We start from the raw sequence: 17057 nt of genomic DNA, 5'->3' as shown, positions 1-17057 counted from the left end.
GTGACAGTTACCGGCTTGTGAAATGGTTTGTCAACTGTCAGCGACTGACACTAGCCTCGAACGCATGACTAGTCAGATCACCGTCGACAAGGCGGACAAGGCGCCGGAGCCGTCGTCCGCTCCGGCCCCGGCCAAGGGGCTCCGCGGCCACCCTTGGCTGACGCTCTTCTCCGTCGCGATCGGCGTGATGATGGTTGCCCTGGACGGCACCATCGTCGCGATCGCCAACCCGGCCATCGCGAAAGACCTCGGCACCACCATGGCCGGTGTCCAGTGGATCACCAACGGTTACCTTCTCGCGCTCGCCGTCGCGCTGATCACCGCCGGCAAGCTCGGTGACCGGTTCGGTCACCGGCAGACCTTCCTGATAGGCGTGGCGGGCTTCGCCGTCGCATCGGGCGCCATCGGGTTCTCCAGCAGCGTCGGCCTGGTCGTCGCCTTCCGCGTGCTCCAGGGCCTCTTCGGAGCCCTCCTGATGCCGGCCGCGCTCGGCCTGCTGCGCGCCACCTTCCCCGCCGAGAAGCTGAACATGGCCATCGGCATCTGGGGCATGGTCATCGGCGCCTCGACCGCGGGCGGCCCCATCGTCGGCGGTCTGCTCGTCGAACACGTCAGCTGGCAGTCGGTGTTCTTCATCAACGTGCCGGTGGGCGTCATCGCCCTCGCCCTCGGCCTTGTGATCCTCAAGGACCACCGCGCGGAGAACGCGCCGAAGTCCTTCGACATCCCCGGCATCGTCCTGCTGTCGGGCGGCATGTTCGCGCTGATCCTGGCCCTCATCAAGGGCTCGGAGTGGGGCTGGGGCGGCTCCAGGACGCTGCTCTTCCTCGCGGGTGCGGTGGTTCTCTTCGCGCTCTTCGCCTTCTGGGAGACGAAGGTCAAGGAACCGCTCATCCCGCTGGGCATGTTCAGGTCCATCCCGCTGTCCGCGGGCACGGTCCTGATGGTGCTGATGGCCTTCGCCTTCATGGGCGGCCTGTTCTTCGTCACGTTCTATCTGCAGAACGTGCATGGCATGAGCCCGGTCGACAGCGGACTGCACCTCCTGCCACTGACGGCCATGATGATCGTGGCCTCGCCGATCGCCGGCGCGCTCATCACCAAGTTCGGCCCGCGCGTCCCGCTCGTCGGCGGCATGGTGGCCACGGCCATCGCGATGTTCGGCATGTCCACGATGACGACGGACACCGCGACGCTGCCGATGTCGCTCTGGCTCGGCCTGCTCGGCCTTGGCCTCGCGCCCGTGATGGTGGGAGCCACCGAGGTCATCGTCGGCAACGCCCCGCTGGAGCTGTCCGGCGTGGCGGGCGGTCTGCAGCAGGCCGGCATGCAGGTCGGCGGCGCGCTCGGCACGGCGGTACTCGGCGCGGTGATGGCCGCCCGGGTAGACGAAGACCTCCCCGCGAACTGGGCGGACGCCAAGCTTCCGCCCATGACGCCGGACCAGCTCGACCAGGCGTCCGCCGTCGTCGAGATGGGCGGAGCCCCGGTCCCGCCGAAGGCGCCCGAGCCGGTCGCCGAAGCGATCACCTCGGTCGCGCATGACACGTTCGTGTCCGGCATGGGCCTGGCCTTCACCGTCGCCGGTGTCGTCGCGGTCATCGCGGCCCTGGTCGCCACGTTGACCAAGCGAGGCGCCAACGCCGACGCGGGCGCCGGAGTCGGACACATCTAGCCGCGCTCGCGCACATCTAGCCGCGCTCACGCCGGTCGCGCTCACGCATCAGGGAAAGCCCCTCAGGGTTCAACTGGGGGGCTTTCGCCTATCTGGGTGACGCACATCCGTACCCCTTCCGATGGGGCTGGCGAGTGGGTCACAGTTCTGGCAAGTGATCGACACGACACGGGAGTTGAAGCAGATGCGTACGACCATGCCCACGTCCTTCGCCGCGGCCGCACTCGCCACGGTGATCCTCACCCCCGCACAGGCCGGTGCCACGGCACCGTCCACACAGGCCGATCTCGCGACACCCGCGAAGCACGCCGGGGCAACAGCGCCGCCCACGCTCGCCGGTTGCGGGCCGGGGGAGCTCTGTCTATGGGGAAAGGCGGAGTTCAAAGGCGCCCGACAGACGTACGAGCTGTCCGAGATCGACATCGAGAGCTGTGTAGCGCTGCCGGAGGGGGGCAGCGCTCAAGCACTCGCCAACCGCACGGGCCGGCCGGTCACCACGTATCAATCCGCGGAGTGTGCCGAGACCGGCGAGTTCGACACATACCCAGGGGGTGGCAGCTGGGTCCCCGAATCGCCTTACCGCGTCAGGGCGTTCAAGGTCTGGGAGAACTGACCGGAGGGACGTCAGGACCATCCGCGGCCGGCGCCGGCCGCGGAACCTCCGCCGCACCGGGCACCGCCCCGGCCGCACCCATCCCTGCTCCCTCCGCCGCACCGGGCACCGCCCCAGCCGCACCCATCCCTGCTCCCTCCGCCGCACCGGGCACCGCCCCGGCCGCACCCATCCCTGCTCCCGCCGCCACACCGGGCACCGCCCCGCCCGACAGCGCGGTCACCTGTGCTCGTAGCGCTCGCACCTCCGTCGTCAGCGCCTCGATCGCCGCCGTCTGGCGCCGTTCCTCGACGTCGTCCCGGTCGAAGCGCGAGATGAACCAGGCCGCGATGTTGGCGGTGACCACACCCAGGAGCGCGATGCCCGACAGCATCAGGCCGACCGCAAGCACGCGGCCGAGTCCGGTCGTCGGCGCGTGATCGCCGTAGCCGACGGTGGTCATCGTGGTGAAGGACCACCACACCGCGTCGCCAAGGGTCTTGATATTGCCGTTCGGTGACTCCCGCTCCACCGAAAGGACTGCCAGCGAACCGAACATGAGGAGGCCCACGACAGCCCCGGCGACATACGTCGTCAGCTGAATCTGAGACGCCATCCGGGCCCGGCGCCCGACCAGCAACAGAGTCGAGACCAGCCGCAGCAACCGCAGCGGCTGCAACATCGGGAGGAGGACAGCACCGAGGTCGAGCCAGTGCGAGCGGACGAACTGCTTGCGGTGGTCGGTGAGGTAGAGACGTACGAGATAGTCCGTGGCGAAGGAACCCCAGACGATCCACTCCACCACGGTGCACGTGGTTCCGACGCTCTTGCTCGCGTCGGGCACCACGATGGGCACGGCGTAGGCGACGGCGAAGGCCACCGCGAGCGCGAGGAGCGGACGCTGGGTACGTCGCTCCCAACGGAGCTGTGCCGGTTGGTGCTTTATGGGCGCTTCCATGCGCGCATCGTAGGAAACGCCGGAGGGTGGCGGGAGCCTCCGCCCCACCACCCTCCGAACGACCTACGTGCTACAGGGCACCCCTGCGCCATGAGTGCTCGCCGGTAGCTGCACCGCTGGCGCTGCACCCGTCGGCGCTGCACCGCCTAGGCGTCGCCCCCAGCGGCGCCCGGGTCAGCCGCCGTGACGTCGAGCAGCTGGTAGCGGTCGATGGCCTGCTTCAGTACGGAGCGGTCGAGCTTGCCCTCGCGGGCCAGCTCGGTGAGCACACCGACCACGATCGACTGCGCGTCGATGTGGAAGAAGCGGCGGGCCGCACCGCGGGTGTCCGCGAAGCCGAAGCCGTCGGCGCCCAAGGACTGGTACGTGCCGGGGACCCAGCGGGAGATCTGGTCGGGGACGCTCCGCATCCAGTCGGAGACGGCCACGAACGGGCCCTCGGCGCCGGACAGCTTCTGCGTCACGTACGGGGTGCGCTGCTCCTCCTCGGGGTGCAGGAGGTTGTGGCGCTCCACGTCGACCGCCTCGCGGCGCAGTTCGTTCCAGGAGGTCGCCGACCAGACGTCCGCCTTGACGTTCCACTCCGAAGCGAGGATCTGCTGTGCCTCGACCGCCCATGGCACCGCGACACCGGAGGCGAGGATCTGCGCCGGGATGGCGCCCTGCTCGCCCGCCTTGAAGCGGTAGATGCCCTTGAGGATGCCGTCGACGTCCACATCGGCGGGCTCGGCCGGGTGCTGGATCGGCTCGTTGTAGACGGTGAGGTAGTAGAAGACGTCCTCGCTGTCGGGGCCGTACATCCGGCGCAGGCCGTCCTTGACGATGTGCGCGATCTCGTAGCCGAAGGCCGGGTCGTAGGCGACGCAGCCCGGGTTGGTCGAGGCGAGCAGCTGCGAGTGGCCGTCCGCGTGCTGGAGGCCCTCGCCGGTCAGTGTCGTGCGGCCGGCGGTGGCACCGAGGACGAAGCCGCGGGCCAGCTGGTCGGCCATCTGCCAGAACTGGTCGCCGGTGCGCTGGAAACCGAACATCGAGTAGAAGACGTACACCGGGATCAGCGGTTCGCCGTGGGTGGCGTAGGCCGAGCCCGCGGCGATCAGCGAGGCCGTGCAGCCGGCCTCGGAGATGCCGTCGTGCAGCATCTGACCGGTCGGGGACTCCTTGTAGGCGAGGAGCAGCTCACGGTCGACAGCCTCGTACTGCTGGCCGAGCGGGTTGTAGATCTTCGCGCTCGGGAAGAAGGCGTCCATGCCGAAGGTGCGGTACTCGTCGGGGGCGATCAGCACGAAGCGCTTGCCGATCTCCTTGTCCCGCATGAGGTCCTTCAGGATGCGGACGAACGCCATGGTGGTGGCGATCGACTGCTGGCCCGAGCCCTTCTTCGCGGCCGCGTACGCCTTCTCCTCGGGGAGCGGGAGCGGCTTCGAGCGGACCACGCGGGTCGGGACGTAACCGCCGAGGCCCTGGCGGCGGTCGTGCATGTACTGGATCTCTTCCGAGTCACGGCCCGGGTGGTAGTACGGCGGGGCGCCGCCCTCCAGTTCCTTGTCCGTGATCGGGATGTGCAGGCGGTCGCGGAAGCCCTTGAGGTCGTCGGCCGTCAGCTTCTTCATCTGGTGCGTGGCGTTGCGGCCCTCGAAGTTCGGGCCGAGCGTCCAGCCCTTGACCGTCTGCGCCAGGATGACGGTCGGCTGGCCCTTGTGGGCCTTGGCGGCCGCGTACGCCGCGTAGACCTTCTTGTGGTCGTGGCCGCCGCGGCCCAGGTGCAGGATCTGCTCGTCGGTCATGTTCTCGACCATGGAGCGCAGGCGGTGGTCGTCGCCGAAGAAGTGCTCACGGATGTACGAGCCGGTCTCGGTCGCGTACGTCTGGAACTGGCCGTCGGGCGTCGTGTTGAGCCGGTTGACCAGCACACCGTCGCGGTCCTGTGCGAGCAGCGGGTCCCAACTGCGGTCCCAGACCAGCTTGATGACGTTCCAGCCGGCGCCGCGGAACTGCGACTCGAGCTCCTGGATGATCTTCCCGTTGCCGCGCACCGGGCCGTCGAGGCGCTGGAGGTTGCAGTTGACGACGAAGGTCAGGTTGTCCAGGCCCTCGCGGGCGGCGATGGAGAGCTGGCCGAGCGACTCGGGTTCGTCCATCTCGCCGTCGCCGAGGTAGGCCCAGACGTGCGACTTGGAGGTGTCGGCGATGCCGCGCGCCTCCATGTAGCGGTTCATCCGCGCCTGGAAGATCGCGCCGAGCGGGCCGAGGCCCATCGAGACGGTCGGGAACTCCCAGAAGTCCGGCATCAGACGCGGGTGCGGGTAGGACGAAAGGCCGTTCGGAGCCTTCGACTTCTCCTGGCGGAACGCGTCGAGCTGCTGCTCGGAGAGCCGGTCGAGGAGGAACGCGCGGGCGTAGATGCCGGGGGACGCGTGCCCCTGGAAGAAGATCTGGTCGCCGCCGTCGCCCTCGTCCTTGCCGCGGAAGAAGTGGTTGAAGCCCACGTCGTAGAGCGAGGCCGATGAGGCGAAGGTGGCGATGTGACCGCCGACCCCGATGCCGGGACGCTGGGCGCGCGACACCATCACGGCGGCGTTCCAGCGGGTCGCGTTCAGGACCTTGCGCTCGATCTCCTCGTTGCCGGGGAAGAACGGCTCGTCCTTGGTGGCGATCGTGTTGACGTAGTCCGTGCTGCGCATCTCGGGGACGGCGACACGCTTCTCGCGCGCACGTTCGATAAGCCGGAGCATCAGGTAGCGGGCCCGCTCGCGGCCGCGTTCGTCGACCGCGGCATCGAGGGAGTCGAGCCACTCCTGGGTCTCTTCGGGATCGAAGTCCGGGACCTGACTCGGCAGGCCGCCAATGATGATCGGGTTGCGATCGGATCCGGAAGCCACGCTGTTCCTTCGCTGTTGGGGCTTTCGCCTGGGTTCTGCCTGGCTGTGAGACGTTCCCCATCGTGTACCGCGTAGGCGGAATCGTCATCTCTACTGAGAGGTAACCGAGGGGTCCGCCCGGCGGCCCTGGGGTAGGCTCGACCAAATCGCAACGATACGCCCATCCCGCCTAGCCGGTTCGTAAGGCCGTTCGGACCTCAGTTCCGTTCGGTGTCGTACGAGCGAAGTCGAGCGAAGTGCGAGCGGAGAAGGATCTGGCAGGTGGGCCTTGAGTTGCGGCGACACGGCCGGGAACGTCACCGTTTCAGCGGTCTTGACGGCCGGGTACTTGCGCGATCCGGTCCGCCCGTGTGGACTACCGCCAATGTCCCGCGCACGCGCGTGGGTGAAGGCATTCCCGAAAACATGATCAGGAGGCAAGCCGTGAGCGCGACCGCGGACCACGCGGAGGAGCGGACCAACCCTGCCGCGAGGCTGGGTTTCCAGCCCGAGCAGGTGGTCCAGGAGATCGGCTACGACGACGATGTCGATCAGGAGCTCCGCGAGGCCATTGAAGGGGTGATCGGCAGCGAGCTCGTCGACGAGGAATACGACGACACTGCTGACGCCGTGGTGCTGTGGTTCCGCGAGGACGACGGCGACCTGACGGATGCGCTGGTAGACGCCACCCAGCTGATCGAAGAGGGCGGCGACCTCTGGCTGATGACGCCGAAGACAGGCCGCGACGGCTATGTCGAGCCGAGCGACATCAACGAAGCAGCGCAGACGGCCGGCCTCGCTCAGACCAAGAGCATCAACGCGGGCAAGGACTGGACGGGCAGCCGTCTGGTCACGCCGAAGGCGGCAGCCAAGAAGCGGTGAAGCTGCCGCTCAGGCAGCAGGAAGTCGACTGAGCCAATCGCTGTGAGCTGAGCCCCCACCGACGCATGCCGGTGGGGGCTCACGCGTGCGTGGGGGCCCGAGAGACGGCGCGGAGAAGTGCCCGCCCTGGGGGGTGATCGGACGAAACGCCCGTTGCGTAGGGTGGTCGTCACCCGAACAGCCCCATCGAAGGGATGCGAACTCATGGCGCTCGCTGGAATCGCGACCGGCACCAAGGCCCCGGACTTCGAGTTGAAGGACAACCACGGCCGGACCGTGCGGCTGTCGGACTTCCGCGGCGAGAAGAACGTGGTGCTGCTCTTCTATCCGTTCGCGTTCACCGGTGTGTGCACGGGCGAGCTCTGCGCACTCCGCGACGAACTGCCGAAGTTCGTCAACGACGACACCCAGCTGCTCGCGGTCTCGAACGACTCCATCCACACCCTGCGCGTATTCGCCGAACAGGAGGGCCTGGAGTACCCCCTGCTCTCCGATTTCTGGCCGCACGGCGAGGCGTCGCGCGCGTACGAGGTCTTCGATGAGGACAAGGGCTGCGCGGTGCGCGGCACCTTCATCATCGACAAGGAGGGCGTGGTGCGCTGGACTGTCGTCAACGGCCTGCCGGACGCCCGCGATCTCAACGAGTACGTCAAGGCGCTCGGCACCCTGTGATTCCTCAGGGGTGACACCCTGTGTTTCTTCAGGTGCAGAGCCTGTGGCAGCCGGGAACCGGTCACTAGGATCCACTCGTTGATCCGATGGCAAGCACGACTGGGGCTCCCCGCCCCTGGACATCAATTGGGAGGATTTGTGGGAGTCAGCCTCAGCAAGGGCGGCAACGTATCGCTGAGCAAGGAGGCGCCCGGCCTGACCGCGGTTCTGGTCGGCCTGGGCTGGGATGTCCGCACCACCACCGGTACGGACTTCGACCTCGACGCCAGCGCCATTCTGACCAACGCCGAGGGCAAGGTCAGCAGCGACGGCAACTTCGTGTTCTTCAACAACCTGAAGAGCCCGGACGGATCCGTCGAGCACACCGGTGACAACACCACCGGTGAGGGCGAGGGCGACGACGAGGCGATCAAGGTCAACCTGGCGGCCGTTCCGGCCGACGTGGACAAGATCGTGTTCCCGGTCTCGATCTACGACGCCGAGACCCGCCAGCAGTCGTTCGGCCAGGTCCGCAACGCGTTCATCCGCGTCGTGAACCAGGCGGGCGGCGCGGAGATCGCGCGGTACGACCTCTCCGAGGACGCCTCGACGGAGACGGCGATGGTCTTCGGCGAGCTGTACCGCAACGGGGCGGAGTGGAAGTTCCGCGCCGTCGGCCAGGGCTACGCCTCGGGCCTGCGCGGCATCGCGCAGGACTTCGGCGTCAACGTCTGAGCCGAGTAACGCCCTCCGCCTTGTCGTCCGGCGCCGCACACCACGAGTGCGGCGCCGGACGCGCTCAAAACTCCTGCTCCCGGGCACTGCTCCCGAACCATGGGGGACCGGGGAATCTTGCTCTCGAACCACGGGGAGGACCACATCATGGGCGTCACGCTCGCCAAGGGAGGCAACGTCTCCCTCTCCAAGGCCGCACCGAACCTCACACAGGTCCTGGTCGGACTCGGCTGGGACGCGCGCTCCACCACCGGAGCCCCCTTCGACCTCGACGCCAGCGCGCTGATGTGCAACTCGGGCCGGATTCTCGGCGACGAGTGGTTCGTCTTCTACAACAACCTCAAGAGCCCGGACGGCTCTGTCGAACACACCGGCGACAACCTCACGGGTGAGGGTGACGGGGACGACGAGTCGCTCCTGATCGACCTCTCCAAGGTTCCCGCCACCTGCGACAAGATCGTCTTCCCTGTCTCGATCCATGACGCGGACAATCGCGGCCAGGCGTTCGGCCAGGTCAGTAACGCTTTCATCCGCGTGGTCAATCAAGCCGACCACCAGGAGCTCGCGCGGTACGACCTCTCCGAGGACGCCTCCACGGAGACCGCGATGATCTTCGGCGAGGTCTATCGCTACGGCGGCGAATGGAAGTTCCGCGCCGTTGGGCAGGGGTACGCGTCAGGTCTGCGGGGCATCGCTCTAGACTTCGGGGTCAATGTTTCGTAAAGCAGGGGACCGGCGCGGGGGAGACCGCTAAACGGGAGCCCGTACACACACGATTGGGTAGCCAGTGCTTCTGAAAACCTTCGGCTGGTCGTTCGCGGTTACCGCGCTCGGCCTGGTCGCGGCGGTGTTCTACGGGGGGTGGACAGGTTTCGGGGTCGTGGCGATCCTGTCCATCCTCGAGATCTCGCTGTCCTTCGACAACGCGGTGGTCAACGCCGGGATCCTGAAGAAGATGAGTGCCTTCTGGCAGAAGATCTTCCTCACCATCGGTGTGCTGATCGCCGTCTTCGGCATGCGGCTCGTGTTCCCCGTCGCGATCGTGGCCATCAGCGCCAAGATCGGCCCGATCGAGGCTGTGCGTCTCGCGCTCAACGACAAGGACCGGTACCAGCAGCTGGTGACCGACGCTCACCCGTCGATCGCCGCGTTCGGTGGCATGTTCCTGTTGATGATTTTCCTCGACTTCGTTTTCGAGGACCGTGACATCAAGTGGCTCGGCTGGCTGGAGCGCCCCCTCGCCAAGCTCGGCAAGATCGACATGCTGTCGGCCTGCGTCGCGCTCATCGTGCTCATGATCTCCGCGATGACCGTCGCCACCCACGCCCACCAGCACGGCGGGACACACGTGGACAAGGCGGAGACGGTGCTGCTGTCCGGCGTCGCCGGACTCATCACGTATCTCATCGTGGGCGGCCTATCCGGCTTCTTCGAGAGCAAGATCGAGGAAGAGGAGGAGCGCGAGCACGAGCAGGAGGAAGAGGCCAGGAGGAGCGGCAAGAAGGTTCCTGCCGTCGTCATGGTCGGCAAGGCCGCGTTCTTCATGTTCCTGTACCTCGAGGTCCTGGACGCGTCGTTCTCCTTCGACGGTGTCATCGGTGCCTTCGCCGTCACCAACGACATCGTCCTGATGGCGCTCGGTCTCGGCATCGGCGCGATGTACGTCCGGTCCCTCACCGTCTACCTGGTCCGCCAGGGCACCCTGGACGACTACGTCTACCTGGAGCACGGCGCGCACTACGCGATCGGCGCCCTCGCCGTGATCCTCCTCGTCACCATCCAGTACGAGATCCACGAGGTCATCACGGGCTCGGTCGGTGTCATCCTGATTCTCTGGTCCTTCATCTCGTCCGTCCGCCGCAACAAGCGACTCGCGGCAGCGGAGGGCAAGGGCTCGGGCTCGGAGAAGTCCGAGGTGCCTTCCGGCGTCTGACCGAGAGTCCGACCCGTTCCCGGAGTGTGACGCGGGGCCGAGTGAGGAACGCTTCTGAGCGGGGCGGCCATCGAGGACGAGTCCTCCTGGCCGCCCCGTGGCATTCGTAAGGGGCCCATGGGGCTCCGGCACTTTTTTGGGGGCGGCGATGTCCTTCTGGGACGGTTTGTGGCGTGGGCGCTCGATGGACTACGAGTCGGGCAGCGCGGCGACCAACTCCATCGAACTCACCAAGCGGAACCCGACGGTCTCGCTCAACAAACAGGGCGCGGCCACCGGCAATCTCCGGGTCAACCTCTCCTGGCAGATGCGTACGTCCGACATCATCGGCAAGCCCAAGGGCGGCGGCCTGCTGCGCCACCCCTTCAGGATGTTCCAGCCCGACGTGGTGCAGGCGCACACCCAGGGCGTGGTCAACGTCGACCTCGACCTCGGCTGTCTGTACGAGACGGTGGAAGGCACCAAGGGCGTCGTACAGCCGCTGGGCAGCTTCTTCGGCAGCCTGAACGCCCCGCCGTACGTGAAGCTCAGCGGCGACGACCGGTTCGGTTCGCCGTCCGGCGAGACGATCTACGTGAACCTCGACCACCGCGAGTCGATCAAGCGGCTGCTGTTCTTCGCCTACATATACGACCAGACGCCGGCCTTCGACCGCACGCACGCCAAGGTGACGCTCTACCCCAGCAACGGCCCGCGGATCGAGATCGACCTGGACGAGCGCCAGCCGCAGGCCCGCTCCTGTGCCGTCTTCACGCTGGAGAACGTCAAGGGCGAGCTGGTCGTGCGCCGCGAGGTGAAGTTCGTGTACGGCTTCCAGGCCGAGCTCGACCGGCTGTACGGCTGGGGGCTGCAGTGGGGCCGGGGCTACAAGACGAACGCGGGCCGCGCCTGAACGCCGCCGGGTGCCCAGCGTGCTGAACGGCCCTGTGCGCTCGGCGTGCCCGGCGTGTCCCGCCTGCCGCGGCTGCCGCGCCTGTCCCGCCTGTCCCGCGTCCTCAGCGTGCGAGGAACTGCGGGCCCTGGGGCGGCAGCTGGAAGTTCGGGTCGGGCATCGGGGCCACGGGCTGCGGATAGCCGTACGAAGGCTGCGGGAGCGGCGCCGCATGAGCGGGCGCGGGCTGCGGGTAGCCGTAGGACGGCTGCGGGGCGGGCTGGTGGCGCGGGGGCTCGGGAGGGTAGCCGTACGCGGGCTGCGGGGCAGGGGAGGGGAAGGGCTGCGGAGCAGGAGCCTGCGGAACCGGAGCCTGCGTGGCCGGTTCGGGCAGCGGCTGCCGCTGGGGATACGGCTGCGGGAGCGAGGCCTCGGTCGTCGGCTCGGGCACCGCCTCGGACTCGTCCACGGAGATGCCGAAGTCCCCGGCGAGACCCTCCAGGCCGTTCAGGTAGCCCTCACCCAGGGCGCGGAACTTCCAGACGTCACCGCGGCGGTAGAGCTCGCCGCAGATCAGGGCCGTCTCGGCGCCCGTCTGCGGGGTGATGTCGAAGTAGGCGAGCGGTTCGGCCTCGCCCGCGCCGGCGTCGTACAGCAGGATGCGCAGCGCGCGTACGTTCTCGAAGGCGACGTTCTCGGCGGAGGCGACGAGCAGGACCCGGCTCACGGCGGGATCCAGGCTCGCCATGTCCGTCTGGATCGTGTCGGTCAGGCCTTCGGAGAGGCCCTGGGAGACGCGCTTCTTGCCGAGCCGCCAGACCTTGCCCGACGGATGGCGCGGCTGGTTGTAGAAGACGAAGTCCTCGTCGGACCGCACGCGGCCGTCGGCGCCGAGGAGCAGAGCCGACGCGTCGACGTCCGGGACGCCCTGACCAGGGGTCCAGCGCAGCACGGCGCGGACTGCCGTGGCTTCGAGCGGGACGTTCGACCCCTTCAACATCGCGTGCGTCATGCGGTCATCCTGCCTTCCCGGGTTTGGACGGGACAACGCGGGGGTGACGGTGTGTGGCCTGTGTGTCTGACATGGCCGGGTTACCTGAATTTCATGCCCATGGGGAACCCTTGACACCCGTCCCTACGTACTATTACCGGCCACATCACGTCGGATCGCGCCGACGAGTACAGGGGAAATCATGCGTCATTTCGGGCATATCGCCCCAGAGGTGCGACAGCGTCTCTTCCATCGGGAGCCGTGCGCCTTCACCGCGGACTCCTCCCCGCGTCTGCTCGCCGCCGCCCTGGGAGCCACGCTCTACAGCCCTGCCACGCGCCCCCGCCTCGCCGACGACATCCTCAAGCAGGCCGGGCGTGGCGTGATCTCGATGGTGCTCTGCCTGGAGGACTCGATCGATGACGCGGAGGTCATCGGCGCCGAGGAGAACCTGGTCAGACAGTTCGCCGACCTCGCCGAGCGGGACGGCGCGGAGCCCCCGCTCCTCTTCGTACGCGTCCGGGCCCCCGAACAGATAGCCGACCTGGCGGCCCGCCTCGGCCCCAGCATCCGCCTGCTGTCCGGATTCGTACTGCCCAAGTTCACCGAGGAGCGAGGCGTCGCCTTCCTGGAGTCGCTCGCCGTGGCGGAAGCCACGAGCGGCCGCCGGCTCTTCGCGATGCCGGTCCTCGAATCGCCCGAACTGCTGCACCTGGAGAGCCGCGCCGAGGCCCTCGCCGGGATCGCCCGCACCGTCGACAAGTACCGCGAGCGGGTGCTCGCGCTGCGGCTCGGCGTCACCGACTTCTGCTCGGCGTACGGACTGCGCAGGCCGCCGCACATGACCGCGTACGACGTCCACATCGTGGCCTCGGTCATCGCCGACGTGGTCAATCACCTCGGCAGGGCCGACGGCACGGGCTTCACCGTGACCGGCCCCGTGTGGGAGTACTTCCGCGTCCAGGAGAGGATGTTCAAGCCGCAGCTGCGCCGGAGTCCCTTCCTGGAAGGCCGGGCGGAGGAGCTGCGGCAGGCACTCATCGAGCACGACATCGACGGGCTGCTGCGCGAGATCGAGCTCGACCGGGCCAACGGCCTGCTCGGCAAGACCTGCATCCACCCCTCGCACGTGCTGCCCGTGCACGCGCTCTCGGTCGTCAGCCACGAGGAGTTCAGCGACGCCGAGGACATCCTGCGCCCGGAACGGGACGGCGGAGGGGTCATGCGCTCGGCGTACACGAACAAGATGAACGAAGTGAAGCCGCACCGCGCCTGGGCCGAAAGGACCCTCCAGCGCGCCGAGGTCTTCGGCGTCGCGCGCGAGGACATCGGCTTCGTGGAGCTGCTCACCGCCGGGCTCTCCGACTGACCACCGGGTCTCTCTTTTTCTCCGGCTGAACGTAAGGACTGTGCGAGTGAACGTAAGGACTGTGCGAGGACTGTGAACGACGACGTGGTGTGGTCAGGGACGTGGGTCGCCGAGCGGCTCGGTGTGGAGTTGGCCGGAGACGCGGGGCTGAGCGACCTGCTCGGCCTCGCCCTGCGCCGCAACCCGAAGCGGGCGCACCTCCTGGTGTCGAACGTCCTCGGCAAGCATGTGCCGCAGCTCCCGTCCGTCGTGTACGCGGCGGGGCGCGACCTCGGTGTCCGGGTGCGCGCGCTCCTGGGCGACGCGGAGGCCCGGCGCGCGGTCGTGCTCGGTTACGCGGAGACGGCGACCGGCCTCGGCCACTGCGTCGCGGACGGCATCGGCCTCGCGCCCTACCTCCACTCCACGCGCCGTCCGGTCGACTCGGTGCGCAGGGCCGGCGGCTTCGAGGAGTCCCACTCGCACGCGACCTCGCACCTGCTGCTCCCCGAGGACCCCCGGCTGCTCACCAGGGACGGCCCGCTCGTCCTCGTCGACGACGAGTTCTCCACCGGCAACACCGTCCTCAACACCATCCGCGCCCTGCACGAGCTGTACCCGCGCGAGCGGTACGTCATCGTGGCGCTCGTCGACATGCGCTCCCCGCAGGACCAGGGCCGCCTGGCCGCCTTCGCCCGGGAGATCGGCGCGCGGGTCGACCTGATCACGACGGCGTCCGGCACGGTGAGCCTGCCGGACGGGGTCCTGGAGAAGGGCCAGGCACTGGTCGAGGAGTACGAGGCTTCGGCGCTCCCCGCCCCGCGCCGCGAGGCCGGCTCGGTCACCCGGGTCGACCTCGGCTGGCCCGCCGGAGTGCCGGACGGCGGGCGCCACGGCTTCACCCCCGAGCACCGGGCGGCGCTGGAGGCGGCGCTGCCGGGGATGGCGGACCGGATCGCGGAAGCGCTGGCTCCGGCTCTCGCGAGCGCCGGGGTTCCCGGCGTCTCGCCGCGCCGCGTCCTCGTCCTCGGCTTCGAGGAGCTGATGTACGCGCCGCTGGCCCTCGGCATGGCGCTGGAGGAGCGGCTGCCCACCGGCACCGCGGACGTGCGGTACTCCACCACCACCCGCTCGCCCGTCCTCGCCGTCGACGACCCCGGCTACGCCATCCGCAGCCGCCTCGTCTTCCCCGCCCACGACGACCCCGCCGACGGACCCGGCGAGAGGTACGCGTACAACGTCGCGGGCGGTGACTTCAACGCGATCGTCATCGTGGTCGACTCCATGGCCGACCGCCCCGAACTCCACGCCCCCGACGGCCTGTTGGTGCAGCTCGCCGCGCACGCCCCACAGGTGCTGCTTGCCGTCGTGCCCTCGTACGTCCCCGAGCAAGCCCCTGTGCGTCTCCCCGAGCACGCCCCCGAAAGGCCCTCCATGCTGCCCGAGCCCCTCCGCGGCCCCGACTTCTCCTCGTACGCGGCCGAAGACGTCGGCTGGCTGCTCCAGGACCTCTCGGACGTGCGACTCGAGGCGCCCACCGAGGAGCGCGAGGAGGCGATACAGAGCGGTGGCGCGCACTACGCCGAGTCGCTGCCGGTCGAGTACCAGCCGAGCCCGCAGTACCAAGAGCTGTTCCGCGCGGCGCTCGGCACCTCCGCCGCCCGCATCGCGCAGGCCGTCGGCACCGTCACCGAGACCGTGCTCGCCGAGCGCTCACCTCGCCCCGTCCTCGTCTCGCTCGCCCGCGCGGGCACGCCGGTCGGCGTACTGATGCGGCGCTGGGCGCGGCACCGGCACGGCCTCGACCTGCCGCACTACGCCGTGTCGATCGTGCGCGGCCGGGGCATCGACGCCAACGCGCTGCGGTGGCTCGCCGCCCACCACGACGCGGCCGACGTCGTCTTCGTCGACGGCTGGACGGGCAAGGGGGCGATCACGCGTGAACTCGCCGACGCGGTAAGGGAGTTCGAGGAGGCGGGAGGTCCGGCTGGCTTCAACCCGGAGATCGCCGTGCTCGCCGACCCCGGCTCCTGCGTCCGCACCTACGGCACCCGCGAGGACTTCCTCATCCCCTCGGCCTGCCTCAACTCGACGGTGTCCGGGCTGATATCGCGCACGGTCCTGCGTGCGGACCTCGTCGGCCCTGACGACTTCCACGGCGCGAAGTTCTACCGCGAGCTCGCCGACGGCGACCTCTCCCTCGACTTCCTGGACGCCATCACGGCCCGCTTCGACGAGGTGGCCGACGCCGTGGACGCCCAGGCCAAGGAGCTGCTCTCGGCGGACAGGGCCCCGACCTGGGAGGGCTGGGCCGCCGTCGAGCGGATCAGTGAGGAGTACGGGATCCACGACGTGAACCTGGTCAAGCCGGGCGTCGGTGAGACGACGCGCGTGCTGCTGCGCCGCGTTCCCTGGAAGATCCTGGCGCGCGCGGGTGCGGGCGCCGACCTCGACCACGTACGGCTCCTCGCGGAGCAGCGCGGCGTGCCGGTCGAGGAGGTAGCCGAACTCCCTTACACCTGCGTCGGACTGATCCACCCTCAGTTCACACGCGGAGCCACCGGCACGGACGGCAAGGCGGTGGCCTCCAAGTGAGCACTCCCCGCACCGTGCTGGTCGCCAGCGACCTCGACCGCACCCTCATCTACTCCGCCGCAGCCCTCGGCCTGACCATGCCCGACGCCGAGGCGCCGCGCCTGCTGTGCGTCGAGGTGTACGAGAGCAAGCCCCTGTCGTACGTCACCGAGACCGCCGCCGGGCTCCTTGACGAGGTGGGCCGTGGCTCGGTCTTCGTGCCGACGACCACGCGGACGCGCGAGCAGTACGGCCGCATCCATCTGCCCGGCCCCGCACCGGAGTTCGCGATCTGCGCGAACGGCGGGCACCTGCTGGTCGACGGGGTCTCCGACCCCGGCTGGCGGGCGGGCGTCGACCGCCGCCTCGCCGCGGAGTGCGCCACGCTCGACGAGGTCCGCGCGTACATGGTGCGCACCGCCGACCCGGCCTGGCTCCTGAAGGAGCGGGTGGCCGAGGACCTCTTCGCCTATCTGGTCGTCGAACGCTCCTTGCTGCCGAAGGAGTGGGTCAAGGAGCTCGCCGTGTGGGCGGAGGAGCGCGGCTGGACCGTCTCGCTCCAGGGCCGCAAGATCTACGCCGTACCGAAGCCGCTGACCAAGAGCGCGGCGGTGCGCGAGGTGGCCCGCCGTATCGACGCGGACGAGATCCTCGCCGCCGGTGACTCGCTCCTCGACGCTGATCTGCTGCTCGCCGCCGACCGCTCCTGGCGGCCGGGCCACGGCGAACTGGCGGACACGGGCTGGACGGCACCGGGGCTCACGGTGCTGCAGGAGCGGGGGGTCGCGGCGGGGGAGGAGATCCTGCGGGGGTTCCTTGCGGCGGCAGGGCGTTGAGCAGCTGAGCCTTGGTCTTGCGGCGTGGGGGCCCTTCTGCCGAAGCCGCGCGCCCCGGCTGATCCGCTGCCGCTGAGAGGCCTCGGGGTACGAGGGCCTCCGGCCGGCACACCGGAGCACGCACTGAACGACGCGGAAACGCACTCCACTTCC

Annotated in this window: 14 protein-coding genes; 11 read left to right on the top strand and 3 right to left on the bottom strand. The window is 68.9% G+C overall.

Translation table 11 applies throughout. The annotated features are described in order from the left end of the window. Positions 1 to 64 precede the first annotated feature (64 nt). Complete coding sequence (locus E5671_RS17090) at positions 65 to 1675, top strand: MFS transporter (protein WP_160504840.1); 1611 nt, start codon at positions 65 to 67, stop codon at positions 1673 to 1675. A 184-nt stretch (positions 1676 to 1859) separates the two neighbouring features. Continuing rightward, on the top strand, positions 1860 to 2288 hold the full coding sequence (locus tag E5671_RS17085; protein ID WP_202122012.1) for a peptidase inhibitor family I36 protein: 429 nt from the start codon (positions 1860 to 1862) through the stop codon (positions 2286 to 2288). Here E5671_RS17085 and E5671_RS17080 read toward each other — a convergent pair. Both E5671_RS17080 and aceE read right to left on the bottom strand, forming a co-directional pair. Continuing rightward, positions 2269 to 3225, bottom strand: coding sequence for a potassium channel family protein (locus E5671_RS17080; protein WP_237330181.1), 957 nt, complete (start codon positions 3223 to 3225; stop codon positions 2269 to 2271). The two genes, E5671_RS17085 and E5671_RS17080, sit on opposite strands and share 20 nt — an antisense overlap. Positions 3226 to 3371: 146 nt before the next feature. Then, on the bottom strand, positions 3372 to 6104 hold the full coding sequence (aceE, locus tag E5671_RS17075) for a pyruvate dehydrogenase (acetyl-transferring), homodimeric type (RefSeq protein ID WP_160504839.1): 2733 nt from the start codon (positions 6102 to 6104) through the stop codon (positions 3372 to 3374). Positions 6105 to 6527: 423 nt separating this feature from the next. On the opposite strand from aceE, the gene E5671_RS17070 reads away from it, so the two are divergent. From E5671_RS17070 to E5671_RS17045, 6 genes are all read left to right on the top strand, one after another. Further along, the gene (locus E5671_RS17070; RefSeq protein WP_160504838.1) at positions 6528 to 6965 is read left to right on the top strand and encodes a DUF3052 family protein; all 438 of its coding nucleotides are present in this window, start codon (positions 6528 to 6530) and stop codon (positions 6963 to 6965) included. A 204-nt stretch (positions 6966 to 7169) separates the two neighbouring features. Then, the gene (locus tag E5671_RS17065) at positions 7170 to 7637 is read left to right on the top strand and encodes a peroxiredoxin (protein ID WP_160504837.1); all 468 of its coding nucleotides are present in this window, start codon (positions 7170 to 7172) and stop codon (positions 7635 to 7637) included. A 138-nt stretch (positions 7638 to 7775) separates the two neighbouring features. Continuing rightward, positions 7776 to 8351 (top strand): TerD family protein, encoded by a 576-nt coding sequence (locus E5671_RS17060; protein WP_160504836.1) that lies wholly within the window; start codon positions 7776 to 7778, stop codon positions 8349 to 8351. 147 nt (positions 8352 to 8498) lie between these two features. Continuing rightward, positions 8499 to 9074, top strand: coding sequence for a TerD family protein (locus E5671_RS17055; RefSeq protein WP_160504835.1), 576 nt, complete (start codon positions 8499 to 8501; stop codon positions 9072 to 9074). Between the two features lie 64 nt (positions 9075 to 9138). After that, the gene (locus E5671_RS17050; RefSeq protein WP_160504834.1) at positions 9139 to 10284 is read left to right on the top strand and encodes a DUF475 domain-containing protein; all 1146 of its coding nucleotides are present in this window, start codon (positions 9139 to 9141) and stop codon (positions 10282 to 10284) included. Positions 10285 to 10432: 148 nt separating this feature from the next. Beyond that, positions 10433 to 11176: a TerD family protein gene (locus E5671_RS17045; RefSeq protein ID WP_160504833.1), complete on the top strand. Its 744-nt coding sequence runs from the start codon at positions 10433 to 10435 to the stop codon at positions 11174 to 11176. 103 nt (positions 11177 to 11279) lie between these two features. On the opposite strand, the gene E5671_RS17040 is transcribed toward E5671_RS17045, so the two are convergent. Then, positions 11280 to 12167 carry a TerD family protein gene (locus E5671_RS17040; RefSeq protein WP_160504832.1) on the bottom strand — a complete coding sequence of 296 codons (888 nt, stop codon included), beginning with the start codon at positions 12165 to 12167 and terminating at the stop codon, positions 11280 to 11282. A 181-nt stretch (positions 12168 to 12348) separates the two neighbouring features. On the opposite strand from E5671_RS17040, the gene E5671_RS17035 reads away from it, so the two are divergent. From E5671_RS17035 to E5671_RS17025, 3 genes are all read left to right on the top strand, one after another. Further along, a complete protein-coding gene (locus E5671_RS17035) occupies positions 12349 to 13515 on the top strand; it encodes an HpcH/HpaI aldolase/citrate lyase family protein (RefSeq protein WP_160504831.1) in 1167 nt (388 codons plus the stop codon). Between the two features lie 72 nt (positions 13516 to 13587). Continuing rightward, on the top strand, positions 13588 to 16089 hold the full coding sequence (locus E5671_RS17030; protein WP_160504830.1) for a phosphoribosyltransferase domain-containing protein: 2502 nt from the start codon (positions 13588 to 13590) through the stop codon (positions 16087 to 16089). Beyond that, entirely contained in the window at positions 16086 to 16904 is an 819-nt protein-coding gene (locus E5671_RS17025; protein WP_443032637.1) for an HAD family hydrolase, read from the top strand. The genes E5671_RS17030 and E5671_RS17025 overlap by 4 nt, the downstream gene beginning before the upstream one ends. Positions 16905 to 17057 lie beyond the last annotated feature (153 nt).

This window comes from Streptomyces sp. BA2 (assembly GCF_009769735.1).
Taxonomy (GTDB): domain Bacteria; phylum Actinomycetota; class Actinomycetes; order Streptomycetales; family Streptomycetaceae; genus Streptomyces.
The sequence above is the reverse complement of the archived record's forward strand: the minus strand, read 5'-3'. Positions and strand labels throughout refer to the sequence as shown.

What these genes read in the sequence shown, in the direction of transcription:
- E5671_RS17090 (WP_160504840.1), top strand. Translation starts at nt 65, where the DNA reads ATGACTAGTCAGATCACCGTCGACAAGGCGGACAAGGCGCCGGAGCCG.
- E5671_RS17085 (WP_202122012.1), top strand. Translation starts at nt 1,860, where the DNA reads ATGCGTACGACCATGCCCACGTCCTTCGCCGCGGCCGCACTCGCCACG.
- E5671_RS17080 (WP_237330181.1), bottom strand. Translation starts at nt 3,225, where the DNA reads ATGGAAGCGCCCATAAAGCACCAACCGGCACAGCTCCGTTGGGAGCGA.
- E5671_RS17065 (WP_160504837.1), top strand. Translation starts at nt 7,170, where the DNA reads ATGGCGCTCGCTGGAATCGCGACCGGCACCAAGGCCCCGGACTTCGAG.
- E5671_RS17055 (WP_160504835.1), top strand. Translation starts at nt 8,499, where the DNA reads ATGGGCGTCACGCTCGCCAAGGGAGGCAACGTCTCCCTCTCCAAGGCC.
- E5671_RS17045 (WP_160504833.1), top strand. Translation starts at nt 10,433, where the DNA reads ATGTCCTTCTGGGACGGTTTGTGGCGTGGGCGCTCGATGGACTACGAG.
- E5671_RS17040 (WP_160504832.1), bottom strand. Translation starts at nt 12,167, where the DNA reads ATGACGCACGCGATGTTGAAGGGGTCGAACGTCCCGCTCGAAGCCACG.
- E5671_RS17035 (WP_160504831.1), top strand. Translation starts at nt 12,349, where the DNA reads ATGCGTCATTTCGGGCATATCGCCCCAGAGGTGCGACAGCGTCTCTTC.